The organism is Embleya sp. NPDC059237, assembly GCF_042754105.1.
Classification (GTDB): Bacteria; Actinomycetota; Actinomycetes; order Streptomycetales; family Streptomycetaceae; genus Embleya.
Window position 1 is genome coordinate 65,052 of sequence record NZ_JBHZAE010000028.1, and the last position, 16,170, is coordinate 81,221.

The window sequence follows — 16,170 nt, forward strand, 5'->3', positions numbered from 1 at the left end:
GCGAACGACGCGGCAGGTGTCGGGAGGGCTCGGCGGGACCTTCGATGAGGCGTCGCTCGAGCGGCTTCGGCTCGCGCGTATGCGCCGGCGCCTTCGTGGTGTGAGATGGCCCCTCCGATCCGCTCGAAGTCGGGATCCCGGGCGCGCCTGAGGGCGGGGCGGAGGAGGCTGTCGCCAAGCGCGTCAGTCATCCCCACCGAGAAGACCCGGAGTCAGACCACGACGCGATCGCTCACTGGGCCACAGCGCCTGGCGAGCACCGTCGCTGCGTCCAGTCTGTTCTCGCCCGGACGGATCACGTCCGGTCACCGCTTCACGGCGCCCGCCGGAGGCGGCACTCCATCGTCGAACCGCGCGGAGGTCGATCGCGCCGGAACGCCCACGATCGACATCTGGTTCGGCGACCACGTGTCGTCGAGGAGACGGGGCAGATGGCCGCGGCGCATCACCGGCAATTCCTCGCCGAGCCCCGGGGCGCCCGCAGCCCACGAACCGACCCGGTGCACGGCGCACTCGACCTTTTTTCCCGGCGACGATCCGCGACGGTGACCACAACCGGCCGACACGCCTCACCAGCAGGGCCGCCGACGTGGCCTCCTGCCCAACCCCAGGACCGCCACGACACCACGCACATCGTCGCCGTCCCGGGGACGTCAGGCCGTTTGGGCACGGTAGTGCTCGTGGGCGGTGATGATCATCTCCTTGCTGCGGCTGCGCGACTCCGCAGCGAGATAGAGCCGTTCGAGAAGTGCGCGGTAGCGCTCCACGTCGCGGGAGCGGCTGATGTAGGTGGCGGCCTCGACGTGTTCGAGGTACACCATCTCCTGCGGGCCCCCGTGGGGAAACCGCAACAGCGTCATCGACGACGGCGGCGTCAGGTCCGTCGCGCTGGCGAACCGCACGATCCGCACCTGCACCCACCGGCGTTCGATCGCCTCGAGCAGGAACCCCATCTGATCGGCCATCACCCGCGCCCCACCCACCGGGCGTTGAAGGACACTCTCGTCCATCAGGGCGATCAGCATCTCGGTGCGCTGCCCGTTGCCCAGGACCTCCTGACGGCCCCGGCGCAGCGCGACGCGTTGGTCGATCTCGTGGGGTTCGGCGTCGGGAAGGCCGCCGGCGATGACGGCGCGGGCGTAGGCGGGGGTCTGGAGCAGGCCGGGGACGACGTGGACCTCCCAGGTGCTGATCCGTGTCGCGGACTCCTCCAGGCTGATCAGCCGGCGCAGCCACCCGGGGGTGACGTCGGCGTAGCGATGCCACCAGGGCTTCTCGTCCGACTTGCGCAGCAGGTCCTCGACCGTGGCCAGTGTCGCGGGCTCGCGTACGCCGTAGGCGCGCAACAGGTCCATGACGTCGTGATGTTTGGGCGGGCTCTCGCCGCGTTCCAGGCGGGAGATCTTCGACCGCGACCCGCGCACCACCTCGGCGGCGGTCTGCAGTCCCACGCCTCGTTCCGTGCGCAGGTCCCGCAGCATCGATCCGAGGACCTTCATCGCGGCCGACGGCCGGTCGGGTACCGACTGCGGGGCGCGATCGGAGGATAAGTTCCCGACGGCGTCGGAGGACAACGTCACGCGGCGACTCCACACGAACGAAGGAAGAAGAAAAGGGGGATGCGCGTCAGTATTCCGCAGGCGCACACCCCCGTCCGCCGATCGCATCATCACACCGCGACTTTGCGCGAACTATGCGATCAGCCGGTCGAATTCCCCGTTCTTGGCGCCCGCGACGAACATCGCGATCTCCGTCTTCGTGTACACCAGCGCCGGTCCGTGCGGATCCCGCGAATTGCGCACCGCGACCGCACCCTCCGACGTCACGCCCAGCTCCACGCACTGCCCCGTGGCCGAACTCGCCGCGCTCCGCATCCATTCGGAGACGCCCAGCGTTCCCGCCGGCGCGCCGTTCGTACCTTCCCGCACGTTGATCACCGCTTTCCCACCCACCGGAGATCCGCACGCCCCCTACACGGTCGCGCGGTCGCTCGTGCAATGCCGTATGCATTTGCACGAGCCGATTTCCTCATGCTAGTTGGCCGACCGGGACCGCGAAGTCCCACGAACGAGTGACGGTTCAGTACCCGGCCACGCTTTCCCCGTCGTGGCCTTCTCCGTTCGGCACAGGGCTCCGGGCCGCGGGGGCCGGAACCAGGTAGTAGGCGCCGAGGCTGTGTTCATACGCGCGCCGACTCACGGCATGGCAACGAGCGGCACCGCCTCCCGGTTGTGCCCGCGCCGCGGGTGATCAAGGGAGCGGCTCGTTTGGTGCCGGGCGTCGACTGCGCCCTGGGGGGCATGCTGTGCCCCCGGCACCTAACGGACCGCCGGGGCGGGCGCGGCTCGGACGCCACAGGGACGGCGGTCCGGGCCGCGCCCCGAGTGCGCCGGCAGATGCTTCCGCAGGAGGTCGCGGGCATCGTGGGCGTCGTCGGGCAGCCGGGGTCAACGGCGGGCGGCCCCGACGAACGAGAGGGCGGAGCGTCCCGACAACCACGCCCCGAGACGGTCGCGGTCGATCAGGACCACGGATTGGGCGACGCCGAGGTTGCGTGCCGGGGTGGTGAACAGGGAGGAGGTCGCGAAGATCAGGACCTGGGCGCCGTGGACGTGCCGGCCCGTGCCGAGGAAGCGCTGCATGTCCGGCGAGCCGACCTTGGACGTGACCGAGAAGCGTTTGCACTGCACCACGAACCGCCGTCCGTCGGGGAGTAAGCCGACCACGTCCGCCCCCAGGTCGCCCGCGCCTCCCGAGACCCGTACCCGCGAACACCCGTCCCGCCGGCACAGATCCGCCACCAGATGCTCGAACTCCCGACCGCTCATGGCGTCCACCCCGGCGAGCGAGACCGCCGTCGACCGGCGCGACGACGACCCGTACCCGCGGAGCGGGGAGCGTCCCGACGCGACGCGGCGCAGCACGAACAGGACGACGCCGGTCACGAACAGCAGCGCCGCGACCCAGTAGGAGGCGACCCTCGAAACTCCCAGCGCCTGCGTGGCACCGGTCGACATCAGGCACGCGAACCCCCAGGTGACGGTGAGGAGTTCGCCGACCGTCAGGTCCTGCTTCTTCTTTCTCTTGCTCAAGGTCTCGGTTCCTCTCGGGCGGTTTCGGGCGGGAGGTCACGACGGCGCAGCGCGCGGGCCCACGAAGGCAGGGGCGGGGGTGTCCGTGACGGCGCGGCACCGGTTGTCCGACGAAAGGCGCGCCGTCGGCGTGCGGGCTCGCAGATTCGGCCCGGTCACGTCGCGAAGACGGCGCGGAACCAGCATGGGGCGAGCGCCCCGAGTACGCGGGGCCCTGAAGCCCGGTCGGGCGGAGTACGCCGACGCGATTCGAAGACGAGATTCTCCCATCCGAGGGGAGCTCCGGTCGAGATCGCACAAGGGCTGGACCTGGTCGCATGCGCGTGCGAGAGCGCGCACCCACAACTGCTCGGCTACGCCACCGGGCACCGAACCTGGCATTCCGGAGCGCACCGCGCTGCGCGGGCCATGGCGAGGTTCACCCCGGACGTGCGACACCCAGTGCCATGACCGGGCCGCACGGCGTGTGCCGGCCGTGACTCTTCGCCTCGGGGCGAACGGACCGGCGCGGAGCGGGCGAACGCCCGCGCTTGTGGGGACGGACGAATCCCCGTGCCACGGCCGACGGCGTCGATGACGTCGGACCCGTATCGCACAATGGCACGCATGTTTCCCGATGACGCCTATCTGTCGAAACTCGGACGGCTGACCTATTCCCTGGCCCTGCTGGAGAGCACGGTCACGGCCCGAGCCGGCGAGTGCTCGGCCGGCCGTGCCCTACGCCGTCCGCCGCCGAGCCGGCCGCGATCGACAGTGCGGGCGGGCCCGCGTGGTCGGCGCATCACCTCGCAGGGACGCGCACCATCGCGTTTCGCGCGTTTCCTCCCCTACGGGAATCCACCGTTCGTCGAGCCGTTCGCCGATCACGGCGTCCACGTCGGATGGACCATCGTGGCATCCGGCGAGTGGGCCGGGCCTCACTTGCGTGGGGTCACGGCGTGTGGTCCCGGTCGGATCATCAGGGCCGTCAACGGTCGGGTTCGGGTGGGCTGGACGACTTCGAGCCAGGCCTTCCCGCGGGGGACGCGGTGGGGGATGCCGGAGTAGCCGCGCCACTTCCAGTTGATCCACCAGCGTGCGTCACTCCGGTGCCCGGCGAGGCGCCGCAGGGTGGGCAGGCGTTGGCCGGCCAGGTCGACGTCGTCGAGGTCCGCCCCGAGGACGAGCAGGTGGGACAGGCCCGCCAGGGCCGCGCGGCGCAGTGGGCTGTCATCGTTCCAGCGTCGATCGACGGCCCATCGCAGGTGCGGGTCCGCGAGCAGGTCGGTGTCCTGGGGGACGTCCGAGAGCGGGATCCGGGCGATGTCGACGAGTCCCCGTTGCCGCCAGGCGATCAGTTCCGCGCGCACCGGGCGGGGGATGTAACGGTCGAGGCCGGTGAACGCGTCGATCATGTCGTGGCGTTCGGCACGGCCCGCAACCGGGTCCTCGGGGATGGAGTGCAGGACGGTCAGGGCCTGCGCGAGCGTGTCGCCGCGTTGCCACAGCGACAGCATGGCCGTGCCTTCGACCCGGAGTCGTTCCCGCGCGTGGTCCTCGAACTGGAAGTGCAACCCGCGCGATGTCCCGGCGAGCGCGTGGCGCAGCGGGGCGTAGGGGTTGGCGCGGCCGGAGAGGATCGCTTCGACGACCGCCTGCCGCATCTGCTCGTCGCGTTCGAAACGCACGGCCACGTCGACGTCGTGCGGCTCGCAGGCGCCCCGGGCGAAGCTCCCGAAGACCCAGACCTGTTGCACCAGGCCGATCGGCCAGGTTTGGTCCGCGTCGAGCCGGCCGAGCATCCGTTCGACCAGTTCGACGGCCCGCGCACGCTTCACGTTCGTCTTCCTCGCATCGGCACCAGTGTAGGTGCGTCGGCGTCCGCCCTCGGACCGTCGCCGGGGCTTCGACCCGTCGGATTCGCCGTCCCGACCCGCCCACCCGCAGGCGGATGGCCGACACGCGCCGGTACCGCGCCGATCATGGGGGCCACCGTGGATGTCGCGGGATCACGGCGACCGCACAGCCGAAGAATGGCAGGACGCGGTCGCCATGCTCCTCGAAGCCCGGCGCACACTCGCCGACTCCGTCGTGTCCGGCCGCGTGGAGGAGCACGACCGCTACATCGTCGGGCTGCGGACGCATTCCGCCGCGCCGTCGTCGCGCGGCTTCGCGAACCACCGGGCGGGCCGGGGCAGTCGGGTGGTCGACTGGCCTGGACCGGTCGTGACGGAGCGGACACAGGGAGTTCCAGCCATGGGAGTCGACACACACCTCACCAGGACGCAGCTCCGCGAACTCCTGGGGGTCAACACGTTCGGACTGCGGCGGGTGATCCGACGCGAGGACTTCCCCGCGGCGGTGAAACACCCTCCGCCGATGCGGAGCCGGTTCGACGAGGACGACGACCCCGTGTGGGACGCCGGCGAGGTCTACCGATGGGCCGCCCACGACCGCGACTTCGCCCACCGCGGCGCCCTCCTGCTGCGCCCCGCACCCGCCGACCCCGCGCCGGGCCGCTGGGCCGGCGCCCACAGCACCCCACGAGGCCCGACGACGGATTGGCACACCGACGTCGGCACCGTGCGCCTGGTCCACACCGACGACTCCGGGGCTGCTTCCGCCGCCGCGACCGCACTGGCGAACGACAACCGGAAACACCCCGCCGGCACCGAACTTACCCGCGCCACCTTGCTCCGCACCCGCATGACCCCGCCCGAGGACCGCTGAACACCGCACGAGGGTGCGATGAACACATCCGGCGGTACCCAGCATCGGGCCGCCTCGCCGCTCTCGACTGCGGTCGAGGGCGTCGAGGCGGCGGGTACCGCCCGTTCGGGGCGGGGTGGTGACAGAAGACGATCAAGACGAGCGGCTCCGCGATCACGTGTGGTCCACGCCGGGAGCGAAGCCATGATGGCGACGATGGGTTCCGCCGGGCCGCGGCGTGGTTCCCCGGTTGCCTCCCGCGGGCGATCGTTCGCACGGAGCGCTCCCTCACGCGCCGGTGACCGCCGCCCCCGTTGCGGGTAGCGTGGGAGTCCGGATCCGTCCCGGAGGGGGATAACCACGATGGGTGCCCAGGCCGACCACTCGCCCGCACCGCCGGAGCTGCCGCGAACGATTCGCGCGGTCCGCCGGGCCCTTGACGGCTTCGGCCCCGACCTGCGTGAGCAGTTCGAGCGGGAACTCGCGGACACCGCGATCGGCGACGTGGACAACCTCGTGTTCCTGTGGTGGGGGATCGCCGTCATGGGCGCCGACCCCCGAGTGCACGCCGATCTGCTGGCCGCCGACGCCGGAACCCTGGGGCCGCTCCACACCGCCGACGAGGTGTTCACCGACACCGGAACCGGATGGTCCGGCAGGGTCGGCGAATGAGCTACACGGTGCAGTACACCGATCGCGTACGCATCGAGATCCAGGGCATGGCGCCCAAGACGCGAGCCGCCTTCGAGGCGGGCATGTCCGTCGTCGCGTCCGACCCCTACGGCGCCGACTCCAAGCCCTACCCCAGAGGCAACAGCCGGGACCACCGCATCACCCACGTCGCGGGCGTCGCCATCATCACGTATCAGGTGACCCCCGCGGCTCTCCTGGTCACCGTCGTGCAACTCGTGGCTCGCTGACCCGAATCCCGCGCCGACGGCGGCTCACCCCAGCTCCGGGCCAAACGCCGCTGGTTCAAACGCTCCTGACGGGGCGTCACCCAGACGCTCGCCTTCGGACCGTGCCGGGCGCCCGAACACCGCGCGTCGTACGGTCCCGGTCGGGGTGTCACTCGTTCGGGTGTATCCCGCGTACGCCACTGCGGGCGCGGGGTAGCTTCGACCATGGCCGCCCTCGGTTCCGCCTCCGATGCCCCCGATCACGACGATGACGACGATCACGACCCGGCCGGGAGCGCCGGGGATTCGCTCCGGCGCTGGTTGGCCGGTGATCTCGACGATCCCGATCCCGGGTTCGAGGACTACGACCCGGCCTGGAGCACCCAGGACACACCGTTTCGGCGGTGGCTGGTCGACGGGCTCGCCGCGGCCGGCTCCACTCTCCCCGCCGAGGCCGCATCCTCCTTCGCCCCCGCGAACCGCTACCGCGGCCTGAGCGACTCCCACGCGGAGCTGATCGCGATCCTCACCGACACCGCCGTTGACATCGTACGGGCCGCGCACAAGGCCGACCTCCAGGACTGGGCACGGGAACAGGAGCTACGGCACCACCCGGACCTCGCCGTCCTCGACGCGGACCTGGACCGCATCCGAGACCGCTCCTGACCCAGGGGGCTTGCCCGGCTGCGCCTCGAACGCCCCTTTGTCGCTCCTTCGACGGCAGTGCCCGAGTTCGGTACCGACCCGGTGGATTCCCGTCAGCCCCTTCCACTCGGCGCGGGGGCGGAGTACCGTTCCCGGTCCGTTGATCTTGGGAGGCCACACGATGTGGGTGATCCGGGAATTCACCAACGACGAAGGCGTCACCTGCCGGGCCGTGATGACCGAGGAGGCCGCCGCGCGCTCCGACGAGGAACACCGCGCGATGTACCGCCGCCTCGAACCCGCCCTCCACGCCCCGCTCGACCCCGCACTCGCAGCGGTCAACCGCACCCTGAACACCAACATGGACGCCTTCGTCCTCGAACGCCTCGAAGGCCTCCACACCCCCGGCCGACACGTCGGCCTCAACGACCTGGTCCCGGGCCTGCTGCGTCCCGACATCGACCCGCAACTCCTGGAGACGATGGACCTGTTGTTCGACCGGCAGATCGAGACCATCGCGGACCGGATCCGGCGCGGCGAGTCGACCTGAACCCGTCCGCGGGCAACCGGTCCTCCCCTCCTCCGGGGGTCCGCGCGACGCACGGGAACGGCCCCGAACCGCACCCCGAAAAAGGGGGCGGTACCGGGGCCGTTCCGCGTCGCCCGCCGGCGGGAGCACGGCCCGCACACCACGCCGCGAGGCGAATGTGTGGACCCCGCGAACAGCGCCCGCTCAGCCTTCGGCAACACCCCCGCCGCGGCGGGCGATTCATCCGAACCACCCGGACGCGATCGCCCTGCGGATACGCGGCCGTCCGAGACACGGATCCGACCCCTCAACGCGTCGGGCTCGTTGCGCCCGTCTCGGCGAAGTCGCCGGCCGGGCTCCGGGTGGACGGAAGGAGCGCAGGAGTCGGTGACGCCGATTCGTGGGCGTGCATGCCCACGAGTCCGGCCTCGACGGCCGTGGCGATGAGCGAGAACGCGCCCGGTGCGCCGCAACGGCGGGTCGGGCATCATTTCTTCGTGAACGAGGGAACGGATCATCGAAGTCGCCCCCGGTACACCCTTGTGGAGACCGAGCACGGTCATCTGCTGGGTGTGTGCTCTGTTGTGGAGGGGTTGTTCACCGATCCCGGGCCGGCGACGTACGAGCTGTTCGGCTGGGCCTCGGACGGCTCCGGGCCGCGGGGCTGGATCGGCAGCCGGGTGTGGCTGGTGCCGGACGACGACGCGCTCGACGCCTGGCGCCTGGACGATGCGGCGTTGGTGGACCACGGGCCAAGCGCGGACACTCTGGTGCTGACGGGCGTGGACGACCACATGGGCCCGCCCGAAGGACACCGCGGGACCGTCCGCGTGCACGACGAGTCCCGATGGTTGGGCTCCTGCCGCGAGTTCGCCCGCGTCCCGAGGTCGGAACGGCCGCTACCGCCGCTGGTGCTGCGCGGCCTCGCCCCGACCGACGAGCTGCGCGCGGTGCTCGCGAAGGGTACGCGCCTGGCCCGAGACCTGGACGAAGTCCTGCTGGAGATCCGTGACGACCGGGGTGAGCTGCTCGCGGCGCCCACACTGTGGACGACCGTCCAAGCCTGGCGGCCTTCCGCGCGCGGGGCCGACCTGATCGACCTGGAACTGGCCCGGTACCACACGCTGGTTCCCGAGCATGCCAGGCCGGTGTGGGAGGAGTGGTTCGGCGGGTCGCCGCACACTCCGAACACCTGGGCCGGCCTCGACACACGGCTCCGCGAGGCCTGGTTCGACCTGGTCCGGCACCGGGCCTGCATCCGTCGCCACAGCGACCGGCCTGCCGGACACGCCTACGAAATCGACGGCCGCCACGCCACGGATGAGCAGGGTCTCTACCTGGCGCTCGGGGAGGCGGTGAACGGCCCCGGCGGCTACTTCGGCGGCGACCCGCAAGCCCTCCGCGATTGCCTGGGGGGCACCTTCGGCTACACCCGCCCCGCGACCCTGCTCTGGCGAGACGCAGCCACGGCGCGCACGCACCTGTCCCACGCCCTGTCACCCGACGGGCGGCCGTACGACTTCTTCGCCGAGGTTCTCGATGTCCTGGCCGCCGGCGGCATGCACGTCACCCTGGCGTGAACAGCACCTGCCGGATGCGGCAGGCGCCAACGGAACGAACGTTCGTCGACACGGCGCGGTCCCCGAGCCGGTGCCGCGCGGAGTCGATGCGGCTGCCGACGGACCAGCCGCCAACGTCGCGTCCAGGGGCAGCGCCAGGAGCCGCTGCCGGTCTCGATGATATTGCCGCCGAAGACGGTCCTTCCCCTCCACCGGGTCGCTCGTGCGACGAACGAGAAAGGCTCCGACCGCGCGTTGCCGCAGCCGAAGCCTTTCCCCGTCGACCCGCGCGAGGCACAGCCCGCACGACACGCCACGAGGCGAGTATGTGTGGACCCCACGCAGGGCACCCGCCCACCCTTGCACGACCCGGCCACCGACGCGGGCGGTTCACCGCAACGCGACCAACGCCATCGTCGACCGGAAGTCTCTCGCCGCGATCCTCACACCCATCGACCGGTGCCCGCGCGGTGATGCGACCCGTCCAGTCCAGCTGCCCACAGGGGGCTCCCCACCGCGAGCCCCCTACGCCCACCGCATCCCGAGCACGGTGAGGGCCTCGACGCGCTCCTGCGCCCAGGAAGCCCGTCGTTGGCGTGCGTTGGCGAGCGCCACGCCCAACTTCACGTGGTGCGTCTCGCCTCCCGCTTCGATGGTCTCGCTGTGTGTGCGGGGCACGGTCAGGTGTCCTTCACGGGCGGCGAACGCGCGTGCGGCGGTGAGGGTGAGCGTCCAGCGGTCCGCGTGCGACCCGCTCCCCCGTCGCGTCCGGCCCGTTGCGACGGGGGCGGCCTTGGCGACGCCCAGCACTCCCAGGGCGGCGCGCTGCGCTCGGGAGAGTTGGGTCCATTCGCGGCGTTGTTTGTCGAGCCAGGCGCCGACGTCGCTGCCGTCCATGGTGTGTCCGGGGGCGAGTTCGTCGAGGGTGCCGCCTTGTTCGAGGTGCAGTCGGACCAGGGACAGCATGCGTTGCCACGTCAGGGGCCATCCGGTCGGGTTCCATCCCGGGTCGATCCCGGCGAGGCGTTCCCAACGCACGCGCCATCGGTCGGGGTGCTTCCTGGTTGCCAGGGGGCGTCGGCAGTTGGCGAGGAACTGCCCGACGGGGTAGGCGTCGACGACCGCGGTCTTGGGCGCGGCCAGGTGGCCGTACCTCGCGTGGTAGGCGCGGCACATCGCCAGGCCGTTCTCGAACGCTTCGTCGTCGGCGCTCCACACCATGCCCAACGCGTCCAGCAGTTCGATCCGGCGCGGGCGCATCGTGCCGCCGGTTCGTGCGCGTCGTTGTTCGGCGATCCACGCTCCGACGGGGTGGGAGGTTCCCGATTCGGGGTCGTAGTCGACGGCGTCCAGGGGGACGCGCAGGTCGCCGTGGGTAGTGTGCCAGCGGCGGGCGGCGAGGTAGCCGCGGCGCCAGTCCCGACGTTCGGGGTCGATGACGCGCAGCTTGACGAAGTCGTTGAGCAGGGCGGGGTCGTGCTCGGTCATGAACCGCACGAGGAACCGCTCCTCGACCTCCTCACCCTCGCCTTCGTCCGCAAGGCTCGCCTCGGCGATCTCGGTGCCGTCGTCCTCGGCAACCGGGGTGTCGTCGCCTGCGTCGCCGTCCGCGTCGGTGAGGGCGACGAGTCGTTGCCGCCTGCCGCTGGGTGCGGGGGTGGCGAGCATGTCGAGGACGCGGCTGTCGTGGGCGGCGAGGGCGTGCAGCACACGGACGAGGAAATGGTGGGAGTCGGAGACGAGCATGTCGTCCGCCTTCTCGCCGGCGGCGAGGAACACCGGCACGATGATGGTCGCGTCGCGGCCCTCGTGGGGTTCCTGGCGCAGGACGCGGCCGATGGCCTGGACGATCTCGATCACGCTCAGCTTGGGGTCCATGAACGCGACCGCGTCCGCGCGCAGATCGACGCCCTCGGCCAGGACCCGCACGTTCGACAACACCGCCCGCCGCGTGGTCGCCCCATCCGTCGGCGGGAGTTCGAACAGGGCGGGGGGTGTCCGGTCGGTGTGCGCGGCGAACTCGCCCAGCACCCGCCGCCGATGCTCCGCCTCGTGCTCCCCGCACAACCAGTTCGCCCACACCCGCTCCGGATTCGTCGCCGCATCCGCCTCGTGCAGGCGCTTCGCGACGTCGGGCAGAGTCTCCGCGCACGCCTGGGCCTCGGCGGTCCGCGCGTGGTAGGCGATCACCGTGTTCAGCCCCAACTCGGCCGCCACCCGCAACACCGCGGTCTGCAGCGCGGACAGCCGCGCGGCCCGGTACTCCTCGACCTCCTCCAGACTGCGCCGACCCGGGCCCCGGTTGGGGTCGACACCGCTCGTCTGGGCCAGGTCCCGCACGGTGGGGTCGGCGACGTCGACCACCACGATCCTCGGCCTGGCGAGCAGCCCCAACCGGCACCCCGCCGCGAGCTCCAAACGGTGGACCGTGGGGCCGAAGATCGCCTCATCGTCCATGGACGCCACCGTCCGAGCGGGCATCGACGAATGGACCGGACGTCCGCCGCGCACGCGAGCCGGCCGCACACCCCCGCTGCCCTCCCGGTCCTCCTCGTCGGGGCCGTTCGGGTCGTCGAAGACCTCGTCCTCGTCGCCCCCTTCGTCCTCGACGTCGTCGGTTGCGGTGGTGTCGGGGTCGTCCCACACGTCGTCGTCGGCCTCCAGGGGCAGCCGTCCGGTGTCGCCGCGGCCAGCGCCCTCGCCGTAGGCGCTGACGTCGGCCGGCTCCCACACCCGCGGGGTCGCGGTCAGATACAACCGGCCCAGCGCGGGCAGGACCCGGTCGTCGTGCACGGCGGTCCAGGGGCGGCCGAGCCGGCCGCTCGAGCGGTGCCCCTCGTCCACCACCACCAGCCGCCACGCGGGAAGCCGCAGCCCGACCACCCCCCGGTGGGCGGCCAGGACGGTCTCCAGGGACTGATAGGTGGCGTACACCGTCACCGGCCCCTCGACCGCCCCCGCCCACAACGCCAGTCGCGGCGCGCTGGTGGTCGCCCGCACCCCCGCGGCGGTCAACGCGGCGTCGCCGCCGAGGGAGCACACCGCCACCTGGACCCCGCCGGTGCGCCCGGCCCGCCGCCAGGCGGTCACGGTCTGCACGAGGAGGTCGAGGGTCGGCACCAGGACCAGCACCCGCCCGCGCGCGGCCAGCGCAGCGGCCGCCCCGGCCGCCACCCACGTCTTCCCGGTCCCGCACGCCATCACCGCGGTGGCCCGGCGCCCGCCGTGGGGCGCGCTGCCGACCGCGTCGTCGTCCGGGTTCTCCAGCTCGCGGACGATCGCGGCGAGCGCGTCGCGTTGGTGCGGGCGCAGCGCGGGGACGCCGGCGCGAGTGGGGCGGGTCGAGGGGCGGGTGGGACGGCGCATCAGGGTCTCCGCACGGGGCGATCGGACCGTTCGAACGTCGGGCGCGGTCGGGGCGGGTGGTCGGCGGGCGGTCTCACGCTCCGGGGGCGCGGTCGTCGGGTCGGGCGTGAACGGGGCCCTGCGGTGGGGGGTTGCGCAGGCGGGTGGCGGCGGTCTTGCCGACGCGGCGCCGGTAGAGGTCCTGAGCGCCCTGTTCGGTGATGCCCAGGCGTTCGCCGATCTCACGCCAGGTCATGCGCGGTTTGCCGTCGGCGGCGGGAGTGCGGGCGGCGCGCAGCAACTCGGCCTCGCAGTGCTCCCACCAGACGCGGGCCGCCGGCAAGGCCTCGAGGGCGTCGGCGACGTCCTCGACGGCCAGGCGACTCGGGTCGCCGATCGGTGCCGCGGCGAGGGATTGACCGACGACGTGGGTGATCGCCAGGAACGGATCGCCGTTCATGTCGAGAGCGCGCCGGACATGCCGTTCGATCTCCTCCCGGTGGCGGGTGATGATCCGCGCGGAGGGATGGTCGCCGCCGAGACGGTCGGTCGCGGCCGACCCTGCCTTCTCGCCCTGTGTGGTCATTTCACCACGCTGCGACAATCAAGATTTCCTTGACAAGGATTCCTTGTGAGCGGCCCGGGGTTCCTTCGCCCGGCCCGCCGTCCGGGCGCGGACACGCAGCCGCTTCGATGTGGGTTGCTCGGGCGGTGGACGGACGGCCCATGTGTCGACTCGTGACGTAAGCCTCTTCCGTGCCGGCTATCCCAGCACCTCTGTGCGGAACCGACGTCCCTGACCCGGAATCCGCTCCGTGGCGAGCTGCACGACCCGGCCGAACCCGACCGCCACCTCTTCGACGTCACGACCGGCGCACGGATCCGTCCCGGGGACACCATCCTCGACCCACGCGGTGATCCGGTGACCTGCCTCGGACCGACCATGCACAGTCATGACGGCGGCGAGTCCTGGCTGCCCGGGTCGGCCGTCCGCGTGAGACACGACCCGACGTTCCACGGCACGCCCTGGCTGGTTGCACAGGACGAGCCCGGTCTCGTCTACGCGGACGACCCCGCGAAGGGTCCTTCGGTGGTGCCGCAACCCGCGCCTGCCGCGCACGCCGCCGACGGACGAGCGGATGGATGACGGCTTCTTCGACAGATGGCTCCATGGGCAGCGCCGGCCAACGCGGGTGACCCGCAACCTCCCGCTTCGCGCCCCGCCGGTCGGGGGTACCGGCCACACTGAACCCCATGACGACAACGACACCCCGCCGCTGGTACGGCCAGGACCAGTTCGGCGACCCGCCCCCGCCCGAGGGCACCCCCGGCATCGAACTGGTCGGCGGCCCGCTCGACGGACTGTGGATGGTCCTGATCGGCAACGGCCCGCGGCACTACCCCGACGGAGTCGCGCTGTACGCCGGCAACGGCGCCTACCCGGACGGACGTTCCCACTACGTCCACGCCGACCCGCCGGACGGGCGACTGCACTGGGAAGGCGACAGCGCCTGACCCCGGGGCTCCCCGCCATCCATCCCAACCCCGCCGAGGGCCTCTGGGCCACCCGCACCGTCCCCCGGCCCGGTGTGCGTGCCGGCCCACCCCGGGCGCGGGCGGACGCCCCCATCCACCATTCCCGCTCACGCGGGTACCACCGAGCCACACCGGAGACGGCAATGACCCTCGAAGCCACCGCGTCCGTCCCTTCACCCGCCGAACGCCGACGCCCGCACAAGGCCACCAGAGCCGGTATCCACTGGCGCGCCAACTTCGACGGCGACGGGCTGCGCCTGGAGGTCCCCGACACGAACCACCCCGCGTGGAAGACCGTGCGCTCGCTCAGGATCACGCGACCACCCGTGTACACCGCAGAGTTCCCGGCGCGACACCGCGACGCCGTCGTAACCGCGCTGCGCGAAGCGTTCGGCCGCGACGGGCTCACCCCCATCTCCCACGTAGATGTCGACCTGCGCCTGGACGCGGCCGACCCGCAGATCGGGACGAGTCTCCACTGGGCCGGCACGCCGCTCGCCACCACCGTCCCGGACAGCCCGGATGCGAGGCTTCTCGGCGGCACCACCGTCGTCACCGGCGCGCTGTCCGTGCGGGGCAGCGGCACCGCGAAACACATCGAGTGGGAGCCGGGAACGATCGTGCGCGTACTCGACGTCCCCCGCCCGTGCCTCACAGGACAGCCCGACCACGCGTACACGGTCGTCGCCGACACCGACGACGACCCCGCCGACGCGCTGCGCCGCCAGGGCCACCGGCTACTTGGCCTGCGTCACCACCTCGACATCCCGCCCGCCCCGACGGACGCGTTCAACGGCCGCCTGGCCGTCCGCGACCGGACCGCCGGGATGCGCGTCGTGCCCGCCGACCACCCCCACACGGACGCCGACGACGAACTCGTGGTGGACCCGGACAACGGCGTCGTGTACGTCACCCGGTTCGGTTTCGGTGGCGGCCGGGTCGTCAGCGATTTCGTGCTGCCGCTCACCGCCGAACGCGTGAGCGTACTCGACGCCTACGAGGAGGAGTTCGGGCGCTCACGCGCCGCGTACGCGGCCGTGGGCGCGAACGCCGAGGCCGCCGCCGTCCTGCGCGCCGGCGGGTGGACGGCGCAGCGGCTGTGCGGGGTTCGCGACGAGTTGTTCGCGGTCGTCGACGCCGACGACGCCCGCGCGCTGCTCGGCCGCACCCCGGCGGAGTGGACGACGGCCGGCTGGCCGATGGGGGACGGCGACAGAGTTTCGGCCGCGAGGGATTGGCGCTGGCGCGCGACGGACGCCGCCCGGTTCGCCGACGCGGGCATCGACGCCCACCGCGCGTAAGAGCCCGAACTCCGCCGCGACAGGGGCCGCCGGCTCACGGCGACCGAGGCGATCGCCCGTGATGTCGTTGTTCCCAACCGCGCCGGTCGATGGGCCGCCACACTGCTCGACGGCGTGCGCGACTGCGAGGACCTGCGCGAGAAACTGGTCCACGCCCGCTCCGTCGACACCGTCGAGCGAGAGGGATGGACGCAGGAGCCCTCGAACGAACGGGGGATCTGTCTGGACGAGCACCGGTTCGTCCTGTCCGACGGATCCCACGTGTCGCTGTGGACCGTCCGCCACTGGTTCGAGGACCCCAAGGTGTCGAAGTACCGGACCACCCACCTGTCCGAGGAATCCGCGCGTGATGCCTGGAGGGAAGACCGCGACATGGCCGCCGACGACGACGACTGCCCGGGCCCGGACGTCACCCACTGCGACAACTGCGGAGCCACCGAGCCCGACGACGAGGACCAGTTCCTGCGGTTGGACTGGATGTCGGCCAACTTCGGTCTTGCGTGCGGTACCGAGTGCTACGGAGCGATGAGCAACGACTCGGGCGAGCACGCCCGACGTCACCACCACTCGTGAGAC

The 16,170-nt window shown here is 71.9% G+C and carries 15 protein-coding genes; 9 read left to right on the plus strand and 6 right to left on the minus strand.

Annotated features, from left to right (window positions below):
• Window positions 1-653 precede the first annotated feature (653 nt).
• The 4 genes from ACFXKZ_RS48655 to ACFXKZ_RS48670 form a co-directional block, all read right to left on the minus strand.
• Window positions 654-1,499: a helix-turn-helix domain-containing protein gene (locus ACFXKZ_RS48655; RefSeq protein WP_380013615.1), complete on the minus strand. Its 846-nt coding sequence runs from the start codon at window positions 1,497-1,499 to the stop codon at window positions 654-656.
• A 192-nt stretch (window positions 1,500-1,691) separates the two neighbouring features.
• Window positions 1,692-1,928, minus strand: coding sequence for a DUF397 domain-containing protein (locus tag ACFXKZ_RS48660; protein WP_380013618.1), 237 nt, complete (start codon window positions 1,926-1,928; stop codon window positions 1,692-1,694).
• 519 nt (window positions 1,929-2,447) lie between these two features.
• Window positions 2,448-3,092 (minus strand): restriction endonuclease, encoded by a 645-nt coding sequence (locus tag ACFXKZ_RS48665; RefSeq protein WP_380013621.1) that lies wholly within the window; start codon window positions 3,090-3,092, stop codon window positions 2,448-2,450.
• A 917-nt stretch (window positions 3,093-4,009) separates the two neighbouring features.
• Window positions 4,010-4,909 carry a nucleotidyltransferase domain-containing protein gene (locus tag ACFXKZ_RS48670; RefSeq protein ID WP_380013624.1) on the minus strand — a complete coding sequence of 300 codons (900 nt, stop codon included), beginning with the start codon at window positions 4,907-4,909 and terminating at the stop codon, window positions 4,010-4,012.
• A 160-nt stretch (window positions 4,910-5,069) separates the two neighbouring features.
• Between ACFXKZ_RS48670 and ACFXKZ_RS48675 the strand changes: the two genes are divergently transcribed.
• From ACFXKZ_RS48675 to ACFXKZ_RS48700, 6 genes are all read left to right on the plus strand, one after another.
• The gene (locus ACFXKZ_RS48675) at window positions 5,070-5,801 is read left to right on the plus strand and encodes a hypothetical protein (protein WP_380013627.1); all 732 of its coding nucleotides are present in this window, start codon (window positions 5,070-5,072) and stop codon (window positions 5,799-5,801) included.
• A gap of 342 nt (window positions 5,802-6,143) precedes the next feature.
• Window positions 6,144-6,452, plus strand: coding sequence for a hypothetical protein (locus tag ACFXKZ_RS48680; protein WP_380013630.1), 309 nt, complete (start codon window positions 6,144-6,146; stop codon window positions 6,450-6,452).
• Window positions 6,449-6,700, plus strand: coding sequence for a hypothetical protein (locus ACFXKZ_RS48685; protein ID WP_380013633.1), 252 nt, complete (start codon window positions 6,449-6,451; stop codon window positions 6,698-6,700). The genes ACFXKZ_RS48680 and ACFXKZ_RS48685 overlap by 4 nt, the downstream gene beginning before the upstream one ends.
• A gap of 204 nt (window positions 6,701-6,904) precedes the next feature.
• A complete protein-coding gene (locus ACFXKZ_RS48690; protein WP_380013636.1) occupies window positions 6,905-7,345 on the plus strand; it encodes a hypothetical protein in 441 nt (146 codons plus the stop codon).
• A gap of 160 nt (window positions 7,346-7,505) precedes the next feature.
• A complete protein-coding gene (locus ACFXKZ_RS48695) occupies window positions 7,506-7,874 on the plus strand; it encodes a hypothetical protein (RefSeq protein ID WP_380013639.1) in 369 nt (122 codons plus the stop codon).
• Window positions 7,875-8,350: 476 nt separating this feature from the next.
• The gene (locus ACFXKZ_RS48700) at window positions 8,351-9,433 is read left to right on the plus strand and encodes a barstar family protein (protein WP_380013642.1); all 1,083 of its coding nucleotides are present in this window, start codon (window positions 8,351-8,353) and stop codon (window positions 9,431-9,433) included.
• A 504-nt stretch (window positions 9,434-9,937) separates the two neighbouring features.
• Here ACFXKZ_RS48700 and ACFXKZ_RS48705 read toward each other — a convergent pair.
• Both ACFXKZ_RS48705 and ACFXKZ_RS48710 read right to left on the minus strand, forming a co-directional pair.
• Entirely contained in the window at window positions 9,938-12,778 is a 2,841-nt protein-coding gene (locus tag ACFXKZ_RS48705) for a Helicase associated domain protein (RefSeq protein WP_380013645.1), read from the minus strand.
• Between the two features lie 73 nt (window positions 12,779-12,851).
• Window positions 12,852-13,343: a hypothetical protein gene (locus ACFXKZ_RS48710; protein WP_380013648.1), complete on the minus strand. Its 492-nt coding sequence runs from the start codon at window positions 13,341-13,343 to the stop codon at window positions 12,852-12,854.
• A gap of 668 nt (window positions 13,344-14,011) precedes the next feature.
• Here ACFXKZ_RS48710 and ACFXKZ_RS48715 point away from each other — a divergent pair.
• The 3 genes from ACFXKZ_RS48715 (at window position 14,012) to ACFXKZ_RS48725 (ending at window position 16,167) form a co-directional block, all read left to right on the plus strand.
• On the plus strand, window positions 14,012-14,272 hold the full coding sequence (locus ACFXKZ_RS48715) for a hypothetical protein (RefSeq protein WP_380013651.1): 261 nt from the start codon (window positions 14,012-14,014) through the stop codon (window positions 14,270-14,272).
• Between the two features lie 164 nt (window positions 14,273-14,436).
• The gene (locus ACFXKZ_RS48720; RefSeq protein WP_380013654.1) at window positions 14,437-15,594 is read left to right on the plus strand and encodes a hypothetical protein; all 1,158 of its coding nucleotides are present in this window, start codon (window positions 14,437-14,439) and stop codon (window positions 15,592-15,594) included.
• Between the two features lie 114 nt (window positions 15,595-15,708).
• The gene (locus tag ACFXKZ_RS48725) at window positions 15,709-16,167 is read left to right on the plus strand and encodes a hypothetical protein (RefSeq protein WP_380013657.1); all 459 of its coding nucleotides are present in this window, start codon (window positions 15,709-15,711) and stop codon (window positions 16,165-16,167) included.
• The last annotated feature ends 3 nt before the right edge of the window (window positions 16,168-16,170 follow it).